Below are 20,741 nucleotides of genomic sequence, written 5' to 3' on the forward strand. Positions count from 1 at the left end.
TTCCGTCCCCCTCACCGTCCCCACCGGCTCCCGCCCGCGGCCGCGCGCCGCCCGAGCTCCCCGAACGCCAGGAGTGCGCCCCGTGTCGATCATGCTGCCGCCGGGCTTGGCGAAGTTCTTCGGCATCGTGACCGGCATGAAGTGGCCGGAAGCCGACGAGGACCGGCTGCGCACGGCCGGGGACGACTACCTGGCCATCGCCGCGGAGATTCCGGAACTCCGGGAACAGCTCAGGCGGTTGCTGAACACCATCCACGAGAACGACGATTTCGCAGGTGAGGCGGCCGACCGGTTCTACGAGCGGATGCTGCCACTCATCGGCGGAACAGGCGGCACCGACTACGTGACCGCGGCCGGCGTGATGGCCAAACAGCTCGGGGACTTCGCCCACAAGGTGGCCAACCAGGTCGAGTACGCGAAGTGGATGATCATCGCCCAGCTCATCCAGCTGGTGGCCCAGATCGCCTGGGCGATCGCCATGTCGCCGATCACCTTCGGCGGTTCGCTCGCGGGGATCTTCGTCGCCTACGAGACCGCCGGCGCGGTGATCAAGCAGGTCTTCATCTGGCTGTTCAAACAGCTCCTGCTGCACGAGTTCCTCTCCATCACCACCGCCATGCTGATGGACGGGATCATCCAGGGCATCCAGATCGGCAAGGGCCACAAGGACGGCTGGGAGAAGGAGTCCTTCATCCAGGCCGTCGAGATGGGCGCGATCAACGGCCTGCTCACCGGTCCGCTGGAACTGCTCACCTTCGGTCTCGGCAAGGCCTTCGGGCGGATCTTCGGGCGCGGCCTCAGCAAGGACCTCCAGGCCGACCTCAAGGCGCTGGCCGGCTCCGAGTTCAAGAACCTGGCGCAGAACGAGCTGAAGCACCTCCCGACCGGCACGCTGCGGGAAGCCCTCAGCCTGATGCGGAAGGAGGGCAGCCTCACGCTCAAGGAGGCCATCGCGCAGGCCAAGGCGAACGTCGCCAAGGACCTCGCGAAGAACACCGCCAAGGGTGTCGGGAAGAACACGGTCAAGGAAGTCGCGGGGAACGCCGGGAAGAAGGTCCGGAACAACGCCCTCAAGGACCTCGCGGACAAGGTCGGGGAGAAGGTCGGCAAGGAAGCCGGCAAGCAAGCCGGCAAGGAGGCCGGCGAGCAGGGCATCGAGAACGTCGCCCAGCACCTCAGCAAGGTCGAGAAGCTCACCCAGACGATGGGGGAGACCTTCGAGCGGGAGCTCGTCAAGCTGGGCGTCGACGCTGAACTCTCCAACGCGGCAGGGCGGTTGATCGCCTCACGGGTCGCCAGTGAGGGTGCCCGCTACGCGATCGACCTCGGGGCCGTCAACAAGCTGGTGTCGACGCTGGTCGCGGCCGGCGGAAAGATGGAGTCGGGCACGCTCCGGGCCGAACTGCAGGGCGTCACCCGGCAGATCGGCCACCTGCAGAACGAGCTGAGGCAGCTCGGCGGCAGCGCGCTGTCCGGCGCGGAGCACAACCTGAAGTTCCTCCAGGCGGAGCAGCAGCACCTCAGGGACACCGTCAAGGCCACCCAGGACCTCGCGGGGCGCGCGGTGAGCCTGCTGGACGGCCTGCACCCGCAGACCGCGGGGCAGTTCCTGTACAAGTTCGGCGAGGGCGTCGGCAACTACCTCAAGGGCGGCGTCCAGAACGTCGTCAGCGAGGGCGCGTACAACCTGACCTTCGGCGAGAACCACGAGTTCACCGTCAGCGTCGAGAGCTTCTACGGCGGCGTCGCGATGGGCGCGCTCGGCCACCTCGGGCACATCGCCGGCGGCCCGCTGCGGCTGCGGCTGGAGGACGTGCACCTCCCCAACTACGCGCGCTTCCCGCTGGCCGTGGTGTCCACCCTGATGGGCCACCCGACCTCCCTGTGGACCTCCCGCCCGGAGGGGGCGGGGGGCGGCGCCGGGCTGCACGGGACCGGCCCGCTGGACGGCCTGCGGCCGGAGCACCTGAGGACGGACTCCGACGGCTCCTCGGCGTCGTCCGGGGACAAGCCGTCGGGGGACAAGGCGTCCGGGGACAGGTCGGCGAGGCCCCCGGCGGGCACCCCGAGGACGACCGGTGGGGACAGGGCGACGGAGACGTCGCCGGGCGGGTCCAAGTCCTCCTCCGGCAACGAGCGGCCGGAGGCGCCGAAGCCCACCGACACGACCGGGGGTCCGAAGGAGACCCCGGAGCAGGCGCCGAAGCGCGAACAGGAGCGGACGTCCGAACGGACGGCGGAGCAGACGGCGGAGCGGACGGCGGAAGGGTCCGCCTCGTCGGCGAGGGCCCCCAGGACGGAGTCGTCGGTCCCCGTGCCGACGGCCGAGGAACGGCGGACGCCGCAGCAGCCGGCCGGCGACGGGAACCGGAACGGCGACCGGCAGCAGAACCACGAGCCGAAGCCCGACGCGCAGCCGAAGCCGGACGTACAGCCGAAGCCCGACCCGGAGCCGGCCGCGGACCGGGACCAGCCCGAGCCGGTCGTCCACGAGCGGCTGGACTACCTCCTCACGGGCGACGCCGGCGACGTCCCGTGGACCCGCGGCAACTTCCTGCCCGAGGGGGAGAACCGGCAGCCCGGATGGGTCGCGGGCACGCCGGGCGACCACCTCCCCGACGTGCTCTCGCTGCTGCCCGTCGACCCCACGCGCTACACCGTCGTGATCCACACCGACGGGAACGGCGAACCGATGCCGGCCAAGGACCTCGCCGCCGTGATCCTCGGCCTGGAGAGCCTCGGGCACCTGTCGGGCGGCCGCCGCACGATCGAGTTCGTCTCCTGCAACCTCGACAGCGCGAACCCCGGCTACGTCCGGCAGGTGATGGCCGAGGTCTGGTCGAACCCGAAGTCCGCCGACCTGCGAGCGGTGGCGGCGAACGGCCCGGTCTGGGTGGCCCCCGGGTTCAACGAGTCGCACACCATGAGGACGGGCCCCGGCACCGGTCACGTGATCGTCGCGGACAAGGTCGGCTTCGACGCGCAGGGCCGCCCGACGGTCGTCGGCGGCGGGGAGTGGCACGAGTACGCCAAGTCGCCCGAGGGCGGCGAGCCGACCGTCACCAGGTCCACCGCGCAGACGCCGGCCGAGTACCTCCCCGGCGGTGAGTACCACCGTCCGATGGAGGGCGCCGAGCGCTTCGGCACCGACTCCGAACCGGACGCCTACCACTACACCGACGCCCCCGAGCACATCCGCGCCGAGGCGGACGGCGCGCGGGCGGAGCAGTGGCGCAGGACCCAGCGGGACCTCCAGGACCGGTACGAGGCCAAGCTCTCCGAGGCGGCCGAGGAACTGCGGGCGGACCCGGACGGCAGCGGCCACCGGCGCGAGGACGAGGCCGAGCGGCTCCTCGACGAAGCCCTCGACGCCCCGGGCCGGTTCCCCGAAGGGGCGCCGGCGAACCTGCGCGGGGCGGTCCACGAGCGGGCCCGGGCGATGATGTACGAGGAGCTGGCCGCCCGGCCCGGTGAGCGCGAGCGGATCCTCGGCGACCTCGACGGCCTGGTGCGGGTCGCCTCCGTCCGCGAGGCGGCCGTCCGGGTGGCGGTGCAGCACTTCGACCGGGCGGCCGCCGCCTGGAACGCCCCGCGGATCACCGACGGCGCCACCGGGACCGCCCACACCCCCGACCGCACCCCCGCCGCCGTCGTGGACCTCGTCCGGCAGGACTTCACGGCGCGCGCGGAGGCGGAGGCCGCCCGGATCTACGCCGACCCGGACAGCCTCACCCCCGAGGCCAACACCCGGGCCGGGGAGTCCCTTCAGCGGCTCACCGAGCACGCGCGCGACGAACTCGTCCTGGCCACCGACCGCGCGAACGCGGCGGCCCTCGCCCAGGACCGGGTCGAGCGGGCCGCCGCCGACTGGTACGACCGGCTCTCCCCGGCCGACCGGGAACTGCTCGACGCGGCCGGGGTGACCGGACGTCCCGACCTGTCGTCGAGCAGCACGCAGGCGATCCGGGACCGGCTGCGCGACCGCATCGCCGCCGACGTCGAGCGGGCGGCCGGCCCGCTCGACGAGGCGACCGGCAAGCGCCGGGACCGCGACGAGGCCGTGGAGCTGTTCACCCGGTCGCTGGCCGGACACGAGCAGGCGCTGCCGCACGAGTTCGCCGTACAGGCGGTCCGCGAGGCGGCGATCCGCCGGGCCGTCGCGGAGACGGAGAAGGCGGCCGACTCCTGGGCCGAGGACGCCGCGCGCAAGGAGTTCGCCGAGAAGTTCGGCGCGGGCGAGTCCGACGTGCCGCGGGCCAAGGACACGGTGCTCCGCGAACTCGCCGGGGAGCTGGACCGGGCCGCCGCCGAGCGCGTCGGCGAGCCGGCCGCGCTCCGCGGTGCCCTCGACCGGCTCACCGACCCCGCCGCCCTGCACGACCGGCTCACCCACCAGGCCGCCCGCCTCGCCGTCCGCCGGCAGGCCACCGCGGAGGCCCAGGCGGTCGCCCGCGAGCACGGCCTGTCCACCCACGCCTCCGAGCGCCTGACGGAAGGCCACGGCGACCGGATCGCCCGCGCCTTCGACGAGTCCTTCCGCTCGCACGAGGACCTCGCGGGCCGCCAGGAGCACTGGCAGGAGAGCCACCGCGAACTCACCGGGGAACTGGCCGAGCACGCCGCCTTCGAGAAGGCCGCGGCCCCCGCCCTGCGCGAGGCCGCCAGGGGCTTCGACGGGCTCGCGGCGCGCCACACCCTCAACGAGGCCCTGACCGACCACCTCAAGCGCGAGTACGGCGACGACTTCGTCGCCCGCTACCGCGAACTGTGGACGCTCGCCCACTTCGACGAGGCCGGCTGGTCCGCCCACCAACGCGGCCACGAGGACGCCTTCGGTAGGCACCCGGACGTCACGGAGGCGCCGGTCAGGACCACCGGCGGCGACCACGGTCCCGCCGACGGCCAGATGATCGTCCGGGCCCGGGACACCGCCGACCAGCCGGGCGGGGACGACCTGGCGACGGCCCTCGGCCCGGCGTCCGGCGCCCCGGCCTCCCTCCACGACCGCCCGCCGGCCACCACCGAGGTCCGCCCCGGCGTGCACTGGCTGGCCGACCGGGGGGCGGACCCGCGCGCCACCGACGAGGCGCTCGCCCACTTCCCGTCCGACCCGTCGCACTTCACCCTGGTCTTCCACGGCACCGGATCCGACGGCGCACCGCGTCTCGACGGAAAGCCCGTCACACCGCACGAGCTGGCCAGGACCGCGCTCGACCTGCACGACCGGGGGGTGTGGGACGGCCGTCCGCTGCGCCTGGCCGGCTGCGACGCCGGGCGCGGCGGCGCGGACTCGTACGCGGCCCGTTTCGTCGCCGCCCTGCGCGAACAGCGGCCGGCGCTGAAGGTCGAGGTGGACGCCCCGGGCGGCACCCTGTGGTCGGTGCGCGACCACGCCGCCGGCGACGGCTCGCGCCGGCTGATCGTCACCCGCGAGGTCGGCTTCGACAGCAGCGGGCTCCCGCGCGTCGAGGCGGGCGGCCACTGGGTCAGGCTCGCCACCCCGGACGAGCACGCCCCGGTGGTGGCCACCGAGCTGCCGGCCCACCTGGACGGCGAGTCCGCGCCGCTGGTCGCCACGCCCGAGCACCCGATCGTCGCGCCGGACCCGCAGGCGCACGAGTTCGGCGCGGGGCGCAGGCAGCTGTACAACGCGCCGGAGTACGAGACCGTCGCGAGGAACTTCGAACAGTCCGTCGGCCTGCTCGCCTACCGGAACGAACGGGCGGTGCAGGCGGCCCGGGGGAGCGCGTACCGGCTGTACGAGGTGCTGAAGGCGGCCCACGGTGACCCGACCGGGGAGCAGGTCTACCGGGTCTTCCTGAGCGGGGAGCTGACCTCGGCCGGCCAGGTCGGCGAACAGCTCACCCAGGAGGGGTTCCACGAGCTGCTGGCGACGGGCAACCTCCGCGAGCTGATGACGGCCTTCTTCAACGCCGCCTACGCCCACGACGCCGTGCAGGCGCCCGGCTCGTTCGGCCTCAAGCGGCTGCTGACCGGTCTGGCCGACCACGAGAGTCCGGTCGTCCGGTTGCGCGAACTGGGCCTGGACACCGCCCGGGTGCCGCAGCAGCTGGACTACCTCAACAGCGTGACCCGGAAGGTCTCGCACAAGCTGACCGGCGGGCTCGGTTACTTCGACAAGGACTACTTCGCCACCGGCGCGGTCGCGCACCAGGCCCCGCTGGCGCTCCACCGGGAGTACCGGGCCAGCTCCGACGCCCGCACGCCGCGGACCGAGACGGATCCGCCGAAGCCGGACGAAAAGCTCATCAACGTCCGGATGCCGCTGAGCGTCCGGGAGCTGGACTTCCAGCGCACCGACTCCTCCCGCGCCCTCCACTGGGAACCCGGCAACGTCAGGCAGCAGGTCAACACGGCCTCCACCTGGTACGGCGAGACCCGGAACACCAAGGGGATGCAGCTCAGCACCGGCGTCTCGGCGACCACGGCGAAGATGCTCGGCGCGTTCCGCGCGCTCAAGGTCCCGGACGTCCCCGCCCAGGACATGCTGCTCGCCCTGGTCGGCTGGATGCTGCCGCTCGGCGACCACTCGCTCTACGAGATCCTCAAGGGCGCCGAACTCGCCGGAGAGCTCCCGCCGGTGCCGTCGCACCTGCTGACCGAGGCCGCCGCGATGTACCGCCACGTTCCCGGCCTGTCCGAGGGCACCCTGCGCCGGGAACTCGGCATGCTCCCGCACGAGGCGGTGTACCACGCCCTGGTGAGCCGCTCACGCCGCAACGGCGGCTTCGAGGAGGCGGGCCTGGAATCCGTGCGCCGGGTGTGGCAGCGGATGGTCGAGCCGGGCCGGGAGCCGTACCCGTACGAGCGGGAGTGGCTGGCCGACAACGGGCTGACGCGGGCCACGCTCGCCGAGCGGCTGAGCCTGGCCCACGTCGAGGCGTTCAACATCTACACCGGGACGGCGTACCCGCTGATCAACGTGCTGCTGAAGTACGACGGCGGACCGTGGCTGCACACCGCGCTGGGCCGGCAGATCGACGCGCTGCTGGCCGGACCGGTGTCGGCGGTGCCCTCGATGCTCCTGAACCACCCGGAACTCGGCGGGCTCATCGCCAGCCCCGAGCCGCGGTACCGGACGCCCGAGCACTCCGCGGAGATCTCCCGGATGGCCAGGGAACTGCTTCCCGAGATCGAGAGGGAACTGCGGATCCACGCCGAGATGATCGTCGAGGCGCTGGACCGGCTGCCGGCGGTGACCGGCGTCGTCTACCGGGGCGACTGGGCGCTGGGCCGCCTGGACGGGCCGGAGAGCGTGTTCACGGCCGGCAAGGCCGGGGACGTGATGAGCAGTTCGGGGCTGCTCAGCACCAGCCGGCTGCCGAAGGCGGCCGAGAAGTTCCTGCCGCCCGACGTCAAGCTGGACCGGTTCGGCCTGGCCCACCGGGTCCTGGCCCGGATCCGCCTGGGGGGCGAGAGCGGTGTCGACATCACGCCCTTCTCCCGGTACCGGGACGGGGAACGGGAGATCCTGATCAGGCCCGGTGCGGTCCTCACCGCCACGGGCAGCGGCACCGGGAGCACGGCCGTCGGACCGCACGAGCGGATCGACTACGTGGAGACCGGATCCGTGCGGCCGTTCGAGTGGCGGAACGACGCGGCCGAGTGGCCGCAGAGGCTCCACGAGCAGCTCAGGTCCCAGGTGGCGCTGCTGGCCAACACGTCCGAGGTGCGGTTCCACCAGGACCTCTGGCCGCTCGCCAAGGCCGCGGGCGCCCACCTCGGGCTGCCGGACGCGCACCGGGCCGACGCGGCCACCCCGGACACCACCCTGGTCCGCCGGACGACCGAGCACCTGTGGGACGCCGCCCGGATCGCCGCCACCCTGCACGAGGCCGTCGGGCACACCCTCGCCGAGCTCACGGGCGTGTCCCTGGTCGCCACCCTGGCCCGCACCGAGCTGCTGCTGCCGCCGGACCACCGGATCACCCAGGACGACCTGCGGCGGTTCACCGACCGGGTGACCGGCAGGGCAGGGACGGGCGACCACGACCTGCGCCGGCTCCTGGCGGTCGCCCAGGACGTCGAGTACACCGGCCACGCCCCGGCCCTGGCCGACCTGCGCACGGCCTGGGCGGCCGTCGGACGGGCCGCCGCCGAGCCGGTGACCCCGGGCGAACCGGGTGTGTACCTGCTGGGGGACCGGCCCGCGAACCACGAAGCCCTGGCGGCGCTCCTGACGACCTTGCAGTACCGGGACAACTTCCTCACCGTGGTGCTGGACACCGTCGGCGGGCGCCCCGGCCTGCACGGCACCGCCCTCACCCCGGCCGAGACCGCGCACGCCCTGTTCAAGCTGGTGGAGGACGGCAGCTGGGACGTCCGCAAGCCGCTGCGCCTGCTGGCCGGCGACCTGGCGTCGGAGGCCCACCGGTCGTACGCCGACCAGGTGCTGAGCCACCTGTGGCGGATGAACCGGAAGATCGTCGCCTACGCGGCGGCGGGGAACGTCTGGATCACCACCTCGCCGTTCGGCACCACGCACCTCGTGGTCGCCGACCGGGTCGGCCTGTCCGCCGGCGGGCAGCCGGTGTACGTCGGCCCCGGGAACTGGGTCTGGCTGGAGCACGGGAGCCGGCCGGAGGAGGTCGGGCCGTACTTCGCGGACGAGTTCACCGAGTTCAACGTGGGCAACGGTGAGGGAACCGCCCTCGTCGGTCCGGCGCCGCACACCATCGGACTCGGCGTCGACACGCTCTCCCCGGGGGGCGCCCACCCCGGTGCGGACCCGGCCGGGGCCCAGCCGCCGCACGAGGCGGAGCAGGATCCCGCAGGGCAGATCATCGAGCTGGACGACCTGGTGGACGGCGGCGGGGGCTCCGGCCACGGACCGCAGCCGGGCGACGGGAGCGCCGCGGGGGGTCAGCAGAACCAGGCACCCGCCCCGCCGGTGCCGCAGACCCTGCCGCCGGTGCCCGGTCCGCCCGCGCACCGGCTGGCGGGCCCCGACTGGGTCCAGCAGGGCCGGCCGCTCACGGACGGCGCGGGAGGGTTCCACGGCTGGGTGCTGGACGGCAGCGTGCTGCCGGAGTTCGGGTACATCGAGGGATCGGCCCGAACGTACGAGATCGTGGTCCACACGGACGCGGACGGCTATCCGACGGTCGGCGGACACCGGGTCACCGCCGAGGAGATGGCCGGTCTGATCCTCTCGCTCAGGCAGCAGAGGTACTGGAACGGCAGGGACGAGATCGAGTTCGCCGCCTGCCGGCTCGGTGGGACGGAGAACGGCGCCTACCTGGCCGCACTCCAGGTGCACCTCTACATGAGGAACGTGAGCGTCACCATCCGGGCACCCAGGGAGGACGTCTGGTTCGCGCCGTTCCCCGCCCGGCACGCCGACGACCCCGCGCATCCCGGCGGCGGCCGGACCTTCGTCTCCTCGGCCTCGGTCGGCTACGACTCGCACGGCTTCCCGGTGATCGCCGAGGGCGGCACCTGGGAGGTCGTCGAGCCCTTCGCGGGCCAGGGCGCCAACGTGCAGATGGCGACCGCGACCATGGAGGTCCCGGCCGGCTACTCGGAGGTCCACGCCGACCAGGTCAGCACGGAACTGCCCCCGGAGCTGCGGTTCACCGAGCGGGCCCCCGCTCCGCCGCCGCTCGACACCGCCCCGCGGCCCGGGCACGGCGGCGACGAGAACGGCGAACAGCCCCCGGTGAACCCGTACGCGGACCTCTTCGGCACGGACCAGCTCGCCGGTGAGGCCGATCAGTCGGTGCTGCCGTTCGGCGACCTCTCGGGCCTCTTCTCGATGGACCTGTCGACCGTCATGGGGGACATGAACCTCGGGCCGGTGCCGGCCGAGGACACCCTCATCGACCTGACGGCCCAGGGACTGGAGGGAAGCCTGGCCACCGGGACGCCGAACGCCGGGGACGTCTTCACCCTCCTCGACCTCCTCGACGGCGCCCCGGGCAACTTCGACCGCCTGGTGATCCGCTACGCGGAACGGAACAACGGCCAGGACCTCGTGCGGGTGCTGCACGACGCGGCGCAGCAAGGGCTCCTGGGTGAAGGGGCCGCGGCCCGGGTGCTCGGCCGGTTCGGCCGGCCGGACGTCGCCCCGCCCGCGCACCTCGCCGACGTGTTCCTGCACCCGGACGAGCTGGCGGTGTCCGGCCGCCTCCGGACGTCCCTGATCAACGGCGAGGAGTCCGAGCGGGTGCTCGCGGCGATCCAGCCGCTGCGGGAGGACCTCAGGACCCTGTGGCGGGCCCTCGACTTCTACGACCGCGGGGGCGAGCGCCCGCTCCTGGAGGAGCTCCGGACGCGGTTCCCCGAAGCGGCCGAACTGCACGCCTACGTCAGGAACGGCGAGCTGTGGGAGCACCCGGTCGTCGACGAGGCGGGCGCGATGGACCTCTTCCACCAGCTGAGCCGACTGCACTACGAGGCGGCGGACGGGCAGAGCCACCGGATCCCCTTCGACTTCCCCGACAACGGCTGCTTCGACCGGGCGCACCTGATGGCCGTGCGGCTCACCGAGCTCGGCGTCACCAACCAGAAGGTCTTCGTCCGCTACCAGACGGCCACGGGCGGGGCGGGTCTGGAGGTCACCTCGGCGAACGCGGCGGCGCCGCTCTCGGGGACCGGGCCGCGGCTGGTCCGGTGGGGGTTCCACGTCGCCGTGACCGTCGACGTCCTCCTCAGCGGGGCCGACAGCCCGGTGCCGATGGTGATGGACCCCTCGATGGCCGACCGGCCGCTGCTGGTGGACCACTGGATGGCCCTGATGGGCGTGGGCGTCGGGACCTCGACCCACCTCGGATCCCGGTACGCGGACGTGGTCGACCACTTGGCCCGGCTCCACGGAGACCCCGCGGTCACGACGGACGGCCTCGGCTTCCCCACGGGCGCCGCGAGCCACTACTTCGTCGAGCGCGAGACGTACTTCCTGACCGCCGCGGCCAACGACCGGAGCCAGCCCGGCAACGACGAGCCCGGCGGGCGGAGCCTGCGCAGGTCCGAACGGTTCTTCCGGGAGAGGCAGCTGGCCACCACCGACGACCGCCGCGCCGACGCGGCCGTGCGGGGCCTCGACCGGATCATCGAGGGAACCTTCGACAACCACATGTCGGACGAGCGGCAGCGGCCCGAACTCTTCCGGTTGCAGGAAGTGCCGCCGGACGGAGACTGCCTCTACCACGCCGTGAACGCGGTGCTCGCCCCGGAGGGCGCGGACGCGGCCGCACTCCGAAGGCGCGTCGTCGACTGGATGCAGTTGCCCGAGAACTTCGGCATGGTGCGGCGGTTCGCCCGGGAGTTCGGGACGACCGTCGGCCAACTCGCCCGGACCATCGGCCACACCGGCAACTGGAACACGGCGGCCGGGGACCTCGCGCCGCGGGTGGTCGCCTCCGCGCTCGGGGTGCGGCTGCACATCCACCGGACCGGTCAGCCGGTCCACGTGCTGGAACCGCTGAGCGGCCCGGCGCCCACCCGGGACGTACACCTCCAGTTGGAGGCGGACCACTACAGCGCGTGGGTCCCCACCCAGAAGCGGGGCCGTGAGGACGGTGCCGGGGACGGGGACGGGGGCGGCGCCGACGGCGAGGGCCCGCCCGCCCGGAGGCCCAGGGTGGATCCGTCGTCGGAGTCGGAGCCGACGGACACCTCCACGGACACCTCCACGGACACCGCGATGGAGACGGACGACGCCCCGGCAGCGTCGGACACGGCGATGCGGGAGGACACGTCGATGCGGCCGGCACCGGCGCCGACCGGGCAGGACGGGCAGGTCGTCGTGGGCCGGCCGCCGGTCGGGCTGGGCGGTGGCGAGATGCCGGTGCCCGGGTCGTTGCACGAGCGGGTGCGGGAGCTGGAGCACCTGTCCTCGGAGGAACGGCGCCGGCTGGCGGCGGACGAGGCCTTCATGGCGGGCCTGCGCGCCGAGTTGGGGCCGGAGGACTTCGCGCAGGCGGCGGCGCGGCTGCTGATCGACGTCGATCCCCGGACCCACCAGCCGGTGGCGGCGCGGCGGACGGCCGAGGAGCTGGTCGCGCGGATGCTGGCGGACAAGGAGGTCGCGGAGCGGCTGGTGGCCGCGGGACCGCGAGTCGTCGTGGTGCCGCGGGACGTCCCGATGACGGAGGTCCCCGGCTTCGTGGCGTCCGGGCACGGCACGGGTGACGGGCGTGACTGGTCGGTGGTCCGGGGCTCCAGCGGGGACGGCCTCGTGCTGATCACGGAGGAGAACCTGCTCGGTGCGCGGACGTCGGTGGGGCCGCACCTGGCGTACGCCGAGGGCTACTCCACGTCGGCGCACGAACTGGCCCACGCGATCCACGAGTTCGGGATGACCGAGGCGCAGAGGGAGCTGGTCGGGCAGGCCTACCGGGATCGGAGCGTCTCCGACGCCCTGGCCGAGCTGTTCGGCGAGGAGAGCGTCACGGCGTGGCCGGACGGCGGGCTGCGCGACGGTGCCGGCGACCGGGTCGGAAACTACTCGGCGCGCAACGAGCACGAGTTCTTCGCGCAGTTGGTCACCGCGTACTTCGGGCACAACCACGGCAGTGACCCGGCCACCGGGCTGCCGCGCAACAACGGGGCCGAGTGGGTGCGGGAGAACGTGCCCGAGCTGGTGCCGCTGCTGGAGCGCCTGTTCGGGAGCGACCCGCGGACGGAGCGTCCGGAGCCGGCCAACCAGGTCAGCCGGACCGGGGCGGAGGAGCAACTGTTCGACGGGTTCCGGGAGTTCATGGACTCCGCGACCCGGTCGGACGAGCCGGACGTCGTCCGGCAGAACGAGGAGCATGTCGAGGAGCGGCAGGAACACGTCGAGCAGGAACACGTCGAGCAGGAGCATGTCGAGGAGCGGCAGGAGCACGTCGAGCAGGCGCAGGAGCCCGTCCAGGAGGCCCCGGAGCAGCCCGGCCACCACGTCCCCCTCGACGACGTGATCACGCAGATCCTGAACCCGTCCACCTCCGCCCAGCACCCCGTGACCGAGCCGGCTCCCGTCACGGCGGTGACGACGACCGTCGTCTCGGAGGAGGCGCCGCTGCCCGTTCCGACCCCGCCGCCTGTTCCTGCCCCGCCCACCCGTTTCACGGAGCGCGGGCTGGCCGCGTCCGACGTGCTGGTGCACCTGGAGAACCCCAGGACGCAGGACTTCGACACCCTCGTCAGCCGGTTCGCCGATGCGCTGCACGGGGACCAGGAGGCCGCGCGGTCGCTCGCGCAGAGCCTGTTCGGCGGCGAGACGCTGCGTCCGACGGTGTCCGCGCTGTCCCGGGGGGACGTCCGGGAGGTGTACTTCCAGGCCGGCCGGTGGTCCGGGCAGGTCAGGATCACCGCCACGGTCGGGCAGGGCCGACACCTCAGGCAGCTGTCCGGCTTCGAGTTCGAGTACGGCTCGGAGCAGCAGAGCACGGTCGGCATCGTGGCCGACCGGCTCAAGCAGGCGAACATGGGTCTTCAGTTCAAGTCGAAGTTCGGCGGTTCGGGGGACCTCACCGCGACCCTCGGCTACCAGCACGGCTGGATGCACGGCAGCACCACCGCCGAGGCGAGCCGGACGATGGCCCGCGGCAAGACCACCGAGCCGACCGAGCTCTTCGCGACCCCCTTCGTCCTGAAGGTGGAGTTCCTGGACGCCCGTCACCACGCGGCTCCGGGCACCTGGCGGTCGCCGCAGCCGGTCGAACTCACGCTCACCGGCCACGTCGCCGTCCCGAGCCGGGAGACCGCCGGTGCCCCGCAGCAGGAGCAGAGCCACTTCGCGGTGCCCCTGGAGGTCTCCGGGCACCGCCGGCTGGCCGGCTCGCACATCGTCACCGACGTGTGGCCGGTGGAACCGCCCCGGCCCGCTCCCCGGGTGGACGAGCAGGGCGACGTCCAGTTGCAGAACCTGGCCGAGCGGTCGAACGCGTCGGCCATGGAGAAGTTCGTGGCGAACTTCGAGGCCGAGGCGAAGGCCTACTTCGGCGGTCGCTGGGAGGAGCTGCGGAGCAGGATCCTGTCGGAGCTCGACCTCGACACCCTGCACCAGGAGCTCAAGGGGACGATGTCCGGTCAGAAGCTGGTCATCACGGACGAGAGCCTCACCGGGGCGACCGCCGTGATCACCATCGGCGGCGGGTCGGTCACCCGGATGCGGCAGGTCCACACGCTGCCGAGCACCGAGTTCAACATCGCCACCGCCACCGCCCGTTCGCACGTCGAGCAGCGGACGACCAGCAAGGAGTGGCAGGCGTCGGCGGTCGGGAACGGCACGGACAAGAAGGGCGGCGGCGGTGGCGGCGCGGGCATCAGGGCCGGGCGGGACGGCGTCGGGCTCGTCGGCTCCGGCTCGGACCTGGGGAGCGGCACCAAGACCAAGCGGCCGGCGGTGCTGTTCGAGGGGACGGCCGAGCTGACCGTCACCTTCGGCTGGCAGGGCGGTCCGCTCGCCCGTCCCGCCGACCGTTCCGCCCACGCCGAGCTGGGCTTCCGCACCGTGATCGACCAGGACGAGGCCGTCCCGGTCCCCGAGGCCGATCAGGCCGTGGCCGGGGCGCGGCCGCCGGAGTTCGTCGCCCACGAGCTTCCCGGCCCGCCGGCCGACCCCGTGCACCCGCTGGACCGGGACGTCCCGGCCCCGGTGGACGAGGTGTGGTCGGGCCTGCCCGACACCACCGTCGTGCGGGACCTGCGTGACGTCGCCCCGCTGCACCGGGAACTCGACCGGGTCGGCGCGCTGCTGCTCGGCGAGAAGGCCTGGCGGCAGGTGCGCGGGGACGTCCTCCAGGCCTACTCGCACGCCGCGGTGAGCGCCCACCTCGTCGGCATGTCCCGCGGCTCCGCGCTGCGCGGCCCCGAGGTCACCGGCGGTCCGCTGCGGGACCTGCACCTCGCCACCACCGTGCGGATGCTGCGGATGACCCACGTGCGGACCCAGCAGGGCGCCGAGCTCAACCCGGTCCGCGAGACCAGCACCTTCGACTCGTCCCGCCACCTGCGCTCCGACACCCTCAACGGCCAGGTCCAGGGCGGCGGCAAGGGGGTGGTGCACACCTGGGACAACGTGCGGAACACCTCGGACAAGCCGTTCGGGGACAGCCTCCAGGGCACCGTCACCGGCTCCGTGGAGTCGCGGGTCCGCGATGGCTGGCGCGGCGGGGAGTCCGGGAAGAGCTTCGCCAACGGCAAGTACGCCAGCCCGCAGGAGCTGTACCGGGTCGAGTTCGAGGTGCTGCTGAGGGCCAACGGCACGGACCGCCGGCCCGTCGTGCTCACCGCGGAGCTGAGCCTGGAACAGGTGCACACCGCGCTGCGCGCGATCGACGAGCAGGAACGGACCGGCTTCCGGCCGCCGCAGAACCCGGTGGAGGCCGTCCCGCCGCTGCCGCGGCCCGTCGCGCACCAGGCCGGCGAGGGGGCCCCGGCGCCGCTGCGGCTGGGCCAGTCCGACGTGGTGCTCAGTCTCGGCCGGGGGGACACCTCGGTGCTGCGCAACGTCCTGGCCACGCTGGAGGGGCACACCGGCAGGCCGGTGCCCGCCGACGTCGAGGCGAGGCTGGCCAGGTCGATCGACGCGGACGGCCTCAAGTCCGAGATGTCCAGGCTCACCCGGGGCGGGCGGATCCGGGTGCCGGTCGAACTCGACGGCTGGAAGGGCACCGTCGTGGTCGGGGGCGAGCTGCAGCGTCCCCGGCCGCGTGAGACGCCGGTCACCGGCTTCGAGTTCGAGTCCGGCAGCCAGCAGCGCACCACCACCGGCACCACCGCGGACTCGCGCACCCGGATCCGGGTCCGCGGCCGGGTCGGGATCTCCCTCCCGTGGGTCGACGCCGCCGTGCAGGCCACCCACACCCGCGACTACGTCAAGGGCATCTCGATCGACCGGACGGGCGGCACCAACAGCCGGGGCAAGAGCGTCGAGGCGGCCCAGTTCACCGACGCGGACGCCGTGTTCACGACCACCTTCGAGCCGGGCAAGCGGTCGGGCGCGATCGCCCCGCCCGATCCCGTCACGGTCCCCGCCGTGGTGGCCGCCCCCCGGCGCACCGCCCCGGACCCGAACGACCCGCGGATGCCGGCGAACCACCGGTTCGGTTCCTCCGACGTGGTCACCGCCGTCCACCTGAACCAGGACCGCAGCGGGACGGTGCACGACCTGGTCCGCGGTCTGGGTGACTCCCCGGTCGACGCCCGCGGCCGCACCGCCGCCGCCTTCCTGGGCAGGGACTGGTCGGGCCTGGCGGAGAAACTGGCCACCAGGCTGGACTTCGACCGGCTCCAGATCGACCTCAAGTCGATGATGTCCGGCCACCCGCTCGTGGTGGAGCACGGCAGGAGCAAGGCGCTGGTCACCGCCGAGCTGGTCACGCTGAACCGGACCGGGCAGCTGCCGCAGGTCGAGTTCAACATCGGGACCGGCCACCAGACCTCGCTCACCAGCGCCGACGGCGGCACCAACACCGGCGGCGGCCACGGCACCGCGGTGACCGTCAGCCTCTTCGGCACCGGCAACCCGACGGCGGTCGGCCCCAAGGCGGTGGGCGGGGTCAGCGGCACCGGGGCGAAGGGCGTGGACCGGCTGGAGCACGGCAGCGACTCCTCGGCCGCCGGAACGGCCGTCAAGAGCAAGGTCCCCGGCGTGGCGCACGAGGCCGCGGTGCTGCTGAGGATCCGTTTCGAGCACAGCCCGTTCGTCCGGCTGCACCCGTCGGACGCGATCCGTCCCGACCGGGCGGCGCAGCCCCCGGACGCGAACGGCTCGGTGCTCGGCAGGATCAACCGGAGCCTGAGCCGGTTCGGCGACCGGGTGACCGGGCTGGGCCGCTACGAGCGCAGGGTCGTCGAGGCCACGATCCACGCCGACGTGGTGATGGAGGCCGACCGGGACCAGCCCGTGGTGCCCTCGCGCTACGGTGCCCCGAAGGAGGGGTTCCCGCCGCTGCGCCCGGCCGAGGCGGTCGTCGCGCAGGAGCTGCGGCGGCCACCGGCGTCCCTGTTCACCGAGGGGCCGCGCGAGGCCGGGGTGCTGCGCTGGATCGACGACACGTCCGGCGTGCGGGACCTGCTCACCGTGTTCGGGTCGAGCTTCTTCAAGGGGCGCACCTGGTCCTGGCTGGAGTCCGTGGCCCGGAACACCCACAGCCACGCCCAGCTGTCCGCGCTGTTCGGCTCGGTCTCCCGGGGGCGGGAGGTCCTGCCCTCCCCAGAGCCCGGGGGGCCGGACCGTGACGTCATGGTGCGGGACGGCCGGAGCGTCGGCACCCCGTCCCCCGGCGGGCGCCTGTTCGTCGCCGACGCCGACATCACGGCCAGGATCTCGATCGTCCAGCTGGAGTTCCAGCGGGAGAACGCGGCGGCCGCCCTCAGCCCCGCCAACGACTCGGCCGGCGGCGGGCGGCGCACCCGGCTGGACTGGGGCCTGTGGAACGCCCAGGTCCAGGCCGGGGTGAAGGCCGGCCTGGAGGGCGGTACCGACCTCACCGGCACCGTGACCGGAGGGTACGGGCAGCGGTGGCGCGACGGGGCGTCCACGGGTGCCTCCGGCAAGATCGTCGCCGGGGCCAAGTACGCCGACCCGAGCGTGCGGTACACCGGCTACGCGGAGATCGAGGTCACCTTCCGCGACGGGGACCGCACGCTCACCGAGAAGGGCCTGGTGCCGATCGAGATGGAGGTCCCGCGGGACCGGACCGAGGTGGTGACCTCGGACGACAGCCAGCGGGTGCTCTTCACGACCCTGCACCCCGGCGGGGAGCGGATCAGCCGGGGTTCCGTCCCCGACGCCATAGCCAAGGTGCTCGCGACCCCGGTGGAGGGCGCCGGCGGCCGGGTGCACTGGCTCGCCGACCTGGCCGAGCGGAACGCCTCGCCGGACCTGTCGGCGGCGCTGGCCGGCCTCCCGCACGACGACGGGCACTTCACCGTCGTCTTCCACGGCAGGGCGGAGAGCGGTGCCCCGACCTGGCTCGGCGAGGAGGTGACCCCGGAACAGTTCGCGGGCGCGCTGCTCAGGCTCGCCGAGGGCGGCCAGTGGCAGGGCGAGGACCTGCGCTTCCTGTCCTGCAACACCGGGCAGGGCGTGGCGGACTCCTTCGCGGCCAGGACCCTGGGCCTCGTGCACGACCTGGTCACCGCCCGCCGGACCGAGGCGGACCGCACCGGAGTGCCGCTCAGCCCCAACCTGGCCCGGCTCGCCGACGTGACCGCCGTCGCCGGCGACGGCTCCGTCTTCCTGACCCGCGGAGCGAACCCCCGGGCCGTCGTGGCCCGCAACGTCGGCTACAGCGCCGACGGTCTCCCGCTGGTCGAGGGCCCGGGCGACTGGCACCGCCTGCGCGTCGAGGACGGCCGGGTCCACGCCACCGCGCTCGGGCAGGAACTCCTCCGCGACGACCAGCAGCCGGTCCCCCTCGCGACCGGGAACGACCCGATCGACCCGGGCCAGGGGCCGGCGGTGCGGCTCATCGGCGAGGAGGCGGTGGCGGAGCAGGACGCGGCGCCGGTCGTCGTGCCGCCGGTCGAGCAGCCCACCTGGAAGCTCCAGCGGGGGCGCGCCCTGGACCTGCTCCAGCCGGAACCGGCGCCGCAGCCGGGGCCGCGGACGGAGGCGGAGGTGGCGGCGGCCGCCGCGATCAGGGCGGAGAACCTGAAGCGGCTGGCCTACGACTACGGGACCGGGACGGACGCCCTCACGGCGCTGACGGACCGGCTGCGCGAGCGCCCCGTCGGCACCGAGGCCACCGTGGCGCTCACCCGGCCGGACGGTCAGGACGTGCTGCTGCGTCTCGGCCGGGACGCGGACGGCTCGCTGAGGCTCGTGGACGGGGGCGACCGGGTCGTCACCATCCGCACCGACGCGGCGGAGCCGGCCACCCGGATCCTGGAGGTCCCCGGCGAGGCCGACGGCCCGGCCGCGCCCGCCCCCCGGGAGGTGGCCCGGGTCACGTCCGAGACCCATCTGTGGGTGACGATGTCGAACGACCACGTGTCGAGGACGGAGCTGACCGGGCTCGGGGCGAACGCCTACACCATCAGGGCGGAGAACTCCGGCGACATGTACCACATGCGCGCCGCCCTGCTCGCCCATCCGGACCGGGCGTTGCTGGTGTGGAACGTCAGCGAGGCGACCAGGAGGCAGGTCGAGGGGATCATCAACCTCCACGACGACCTCTTCACCCAGGGGCGAAGGATCCACTACACGACGGAGACGAGTCTGCCCGCCCATTCCTGGCGGAACGAGACGGCGGCTTCGGAGGACATCGCGACGCGCATGACGAGGAGCATCGCCGGCGACCACTGGAGGTTCGTCGAGCAGATCATGCCGAGGCCGAGGCCCGCGACCGCCGAGCCCCGGCTGGGATTCCTGGCCGGGCAGCTGGACAGGCTCCAGACCGGCGTCGAGGAGCACCGGGACGAGGCCGGCGACCGCTCACTGCGGGCGGCCCGGATAGCCGAGCTCGCCCGGAGCTACGGGCACTACACCCCGCAGGAGGCCGAGGCCTTCCAGCGGGACCTGGAGCACCCGGCCCTGGGCCGCTTCGAACCGGACCAGGACTACGTGATCGTGACGTACCGGGACAGCGGCCACAGCAACCGCGCCGGCGCCAACGCACCGGCGCTCGACACCGGGCTGGTGGGGGTCCGCCAGATCATCGACCAGGTCGAGGGCGCGGCGGGCGGACGCTTCAAGGTCGTCGTGATGGGCGAGCAGCCGGAGGGGTGGACCGGGCAGGCCCTGCAGAACTACTGGAACTGGCCGTCGGTCGGGAACAGGCGCAAGGAACTCGCCCTCCTGAGGTACCTCGCGGACAGCTACCGCATCGTCGGTGCGGTCGGCATGCGCAGCGGCGTCATGGACGAACTCGCCTTCGCCGGGATCAAGATCGTCTCGATCGACATCAGCCCGCACCGCGACGAGGCGGACGGGTTGCCGAACCTCAAGCAGTCCAAGGGATGGACCCGCGGTCTCCGGTTCGAGGAGGCGTACGAGCGGTACTACGGCCGGGCGTTCGTCACCGACCCGCGAGCGCAGGACACCACCTACGCGGAACCGGGCGGCGCCCCGGTCCACTTCGACGGACGGTTCAGTGACCGGGACGCCGCCACGGTGCGCGACGCCATCGAGTTCTACTTCGACGGCGCCGGGAACTCCGGGGCCGTCCGGCACGTCTCCCACCCGCACGAGGCGGGCCAGGTGGACGAGGCGCTGCACCGGCTGGGGGACGTCCAGGACATGACCGGCCTCGACCTGGCCCGGAGGACGCTGCCCTACCTGCGCGAGTTCGAGGGCTTCAAGGCCCAGATCCCCGAGGTGTGGGAGCTGGTGGAACCGAAGCTGATGGAGGCGGAGGACGCGGCGGCCGCGCACGAGTCGCGGGCCGCCGAAACCTGCGGACGGAACGTGGCCGGGTTCGCGGAGCGGGGGCTGGCGGCGCTCGGGGTCACCCAGGCGGCCGACCTCCTGGCGAAGGTCGGGCCCGGTCCGCTCGCGGCGGAGCACCCGATCGGGGAGGTCGCGACGAGGTTCATCGGCGAGATCCGGAAGGCACTCGTCCAGGCGTTCGTCGAGAAGGAGCTGGCGGGCAGGCCGGAGCTGACCGGGAAGGCCCTCAAGGACTTCCGGAAGGAGGTTTCCGACACGGCCCAGGAGAGGGTCGGCGCGCTGTCCCCGGAGCAGCTGCGGGCCGTCCTCAGGAGCTGCCTGGAGGAGTACGGCGGGTTCCCGTAGGAGAACGGGACGGGCCCCGGCCGGAGGCGTCCGGCCGGGGCCCGCCGGG

At 73.4% G+C, this 20,741-nt stretch carries 1 protein-coding gene; it reads left to right on the forward strand.

Annotation, left to right across the window (positions count from 1 at the left end):
- The first annotated feature begins 91 nt into the window (after positions 1 to 91).
- Positions 92 to 20,692 carry a protein-glutamine glutaminase family protein gene (locus tag ACZ7C5_RS16790; RefSeq protein ID WP_470322943.1) on the forward strand — a complete coding sequence of 6,867 codons (20,601 nt, stop codon included), beginning with the start codon at positions 92 to 94 and terminating at the stop codon, positions 20,690 to 20,692.
- The last annotated feature ends 49 nt before the right edge of the window (positions 20,693 to 20,741 follow it).

The organism is Kitasatospora sp. NPDC036993 (genome assembly GCF_055607525.1).

Excerpts from the sequence above, each read along its gene's own strand:
- ACZ7C5_RS16790 (WP_470322943.1), top strand. The coding sequence starts at position 92 with ATGCTGCCGCCGGGCTTGGCGAAGTTCTTCGGCATCGTGACCGGCATG.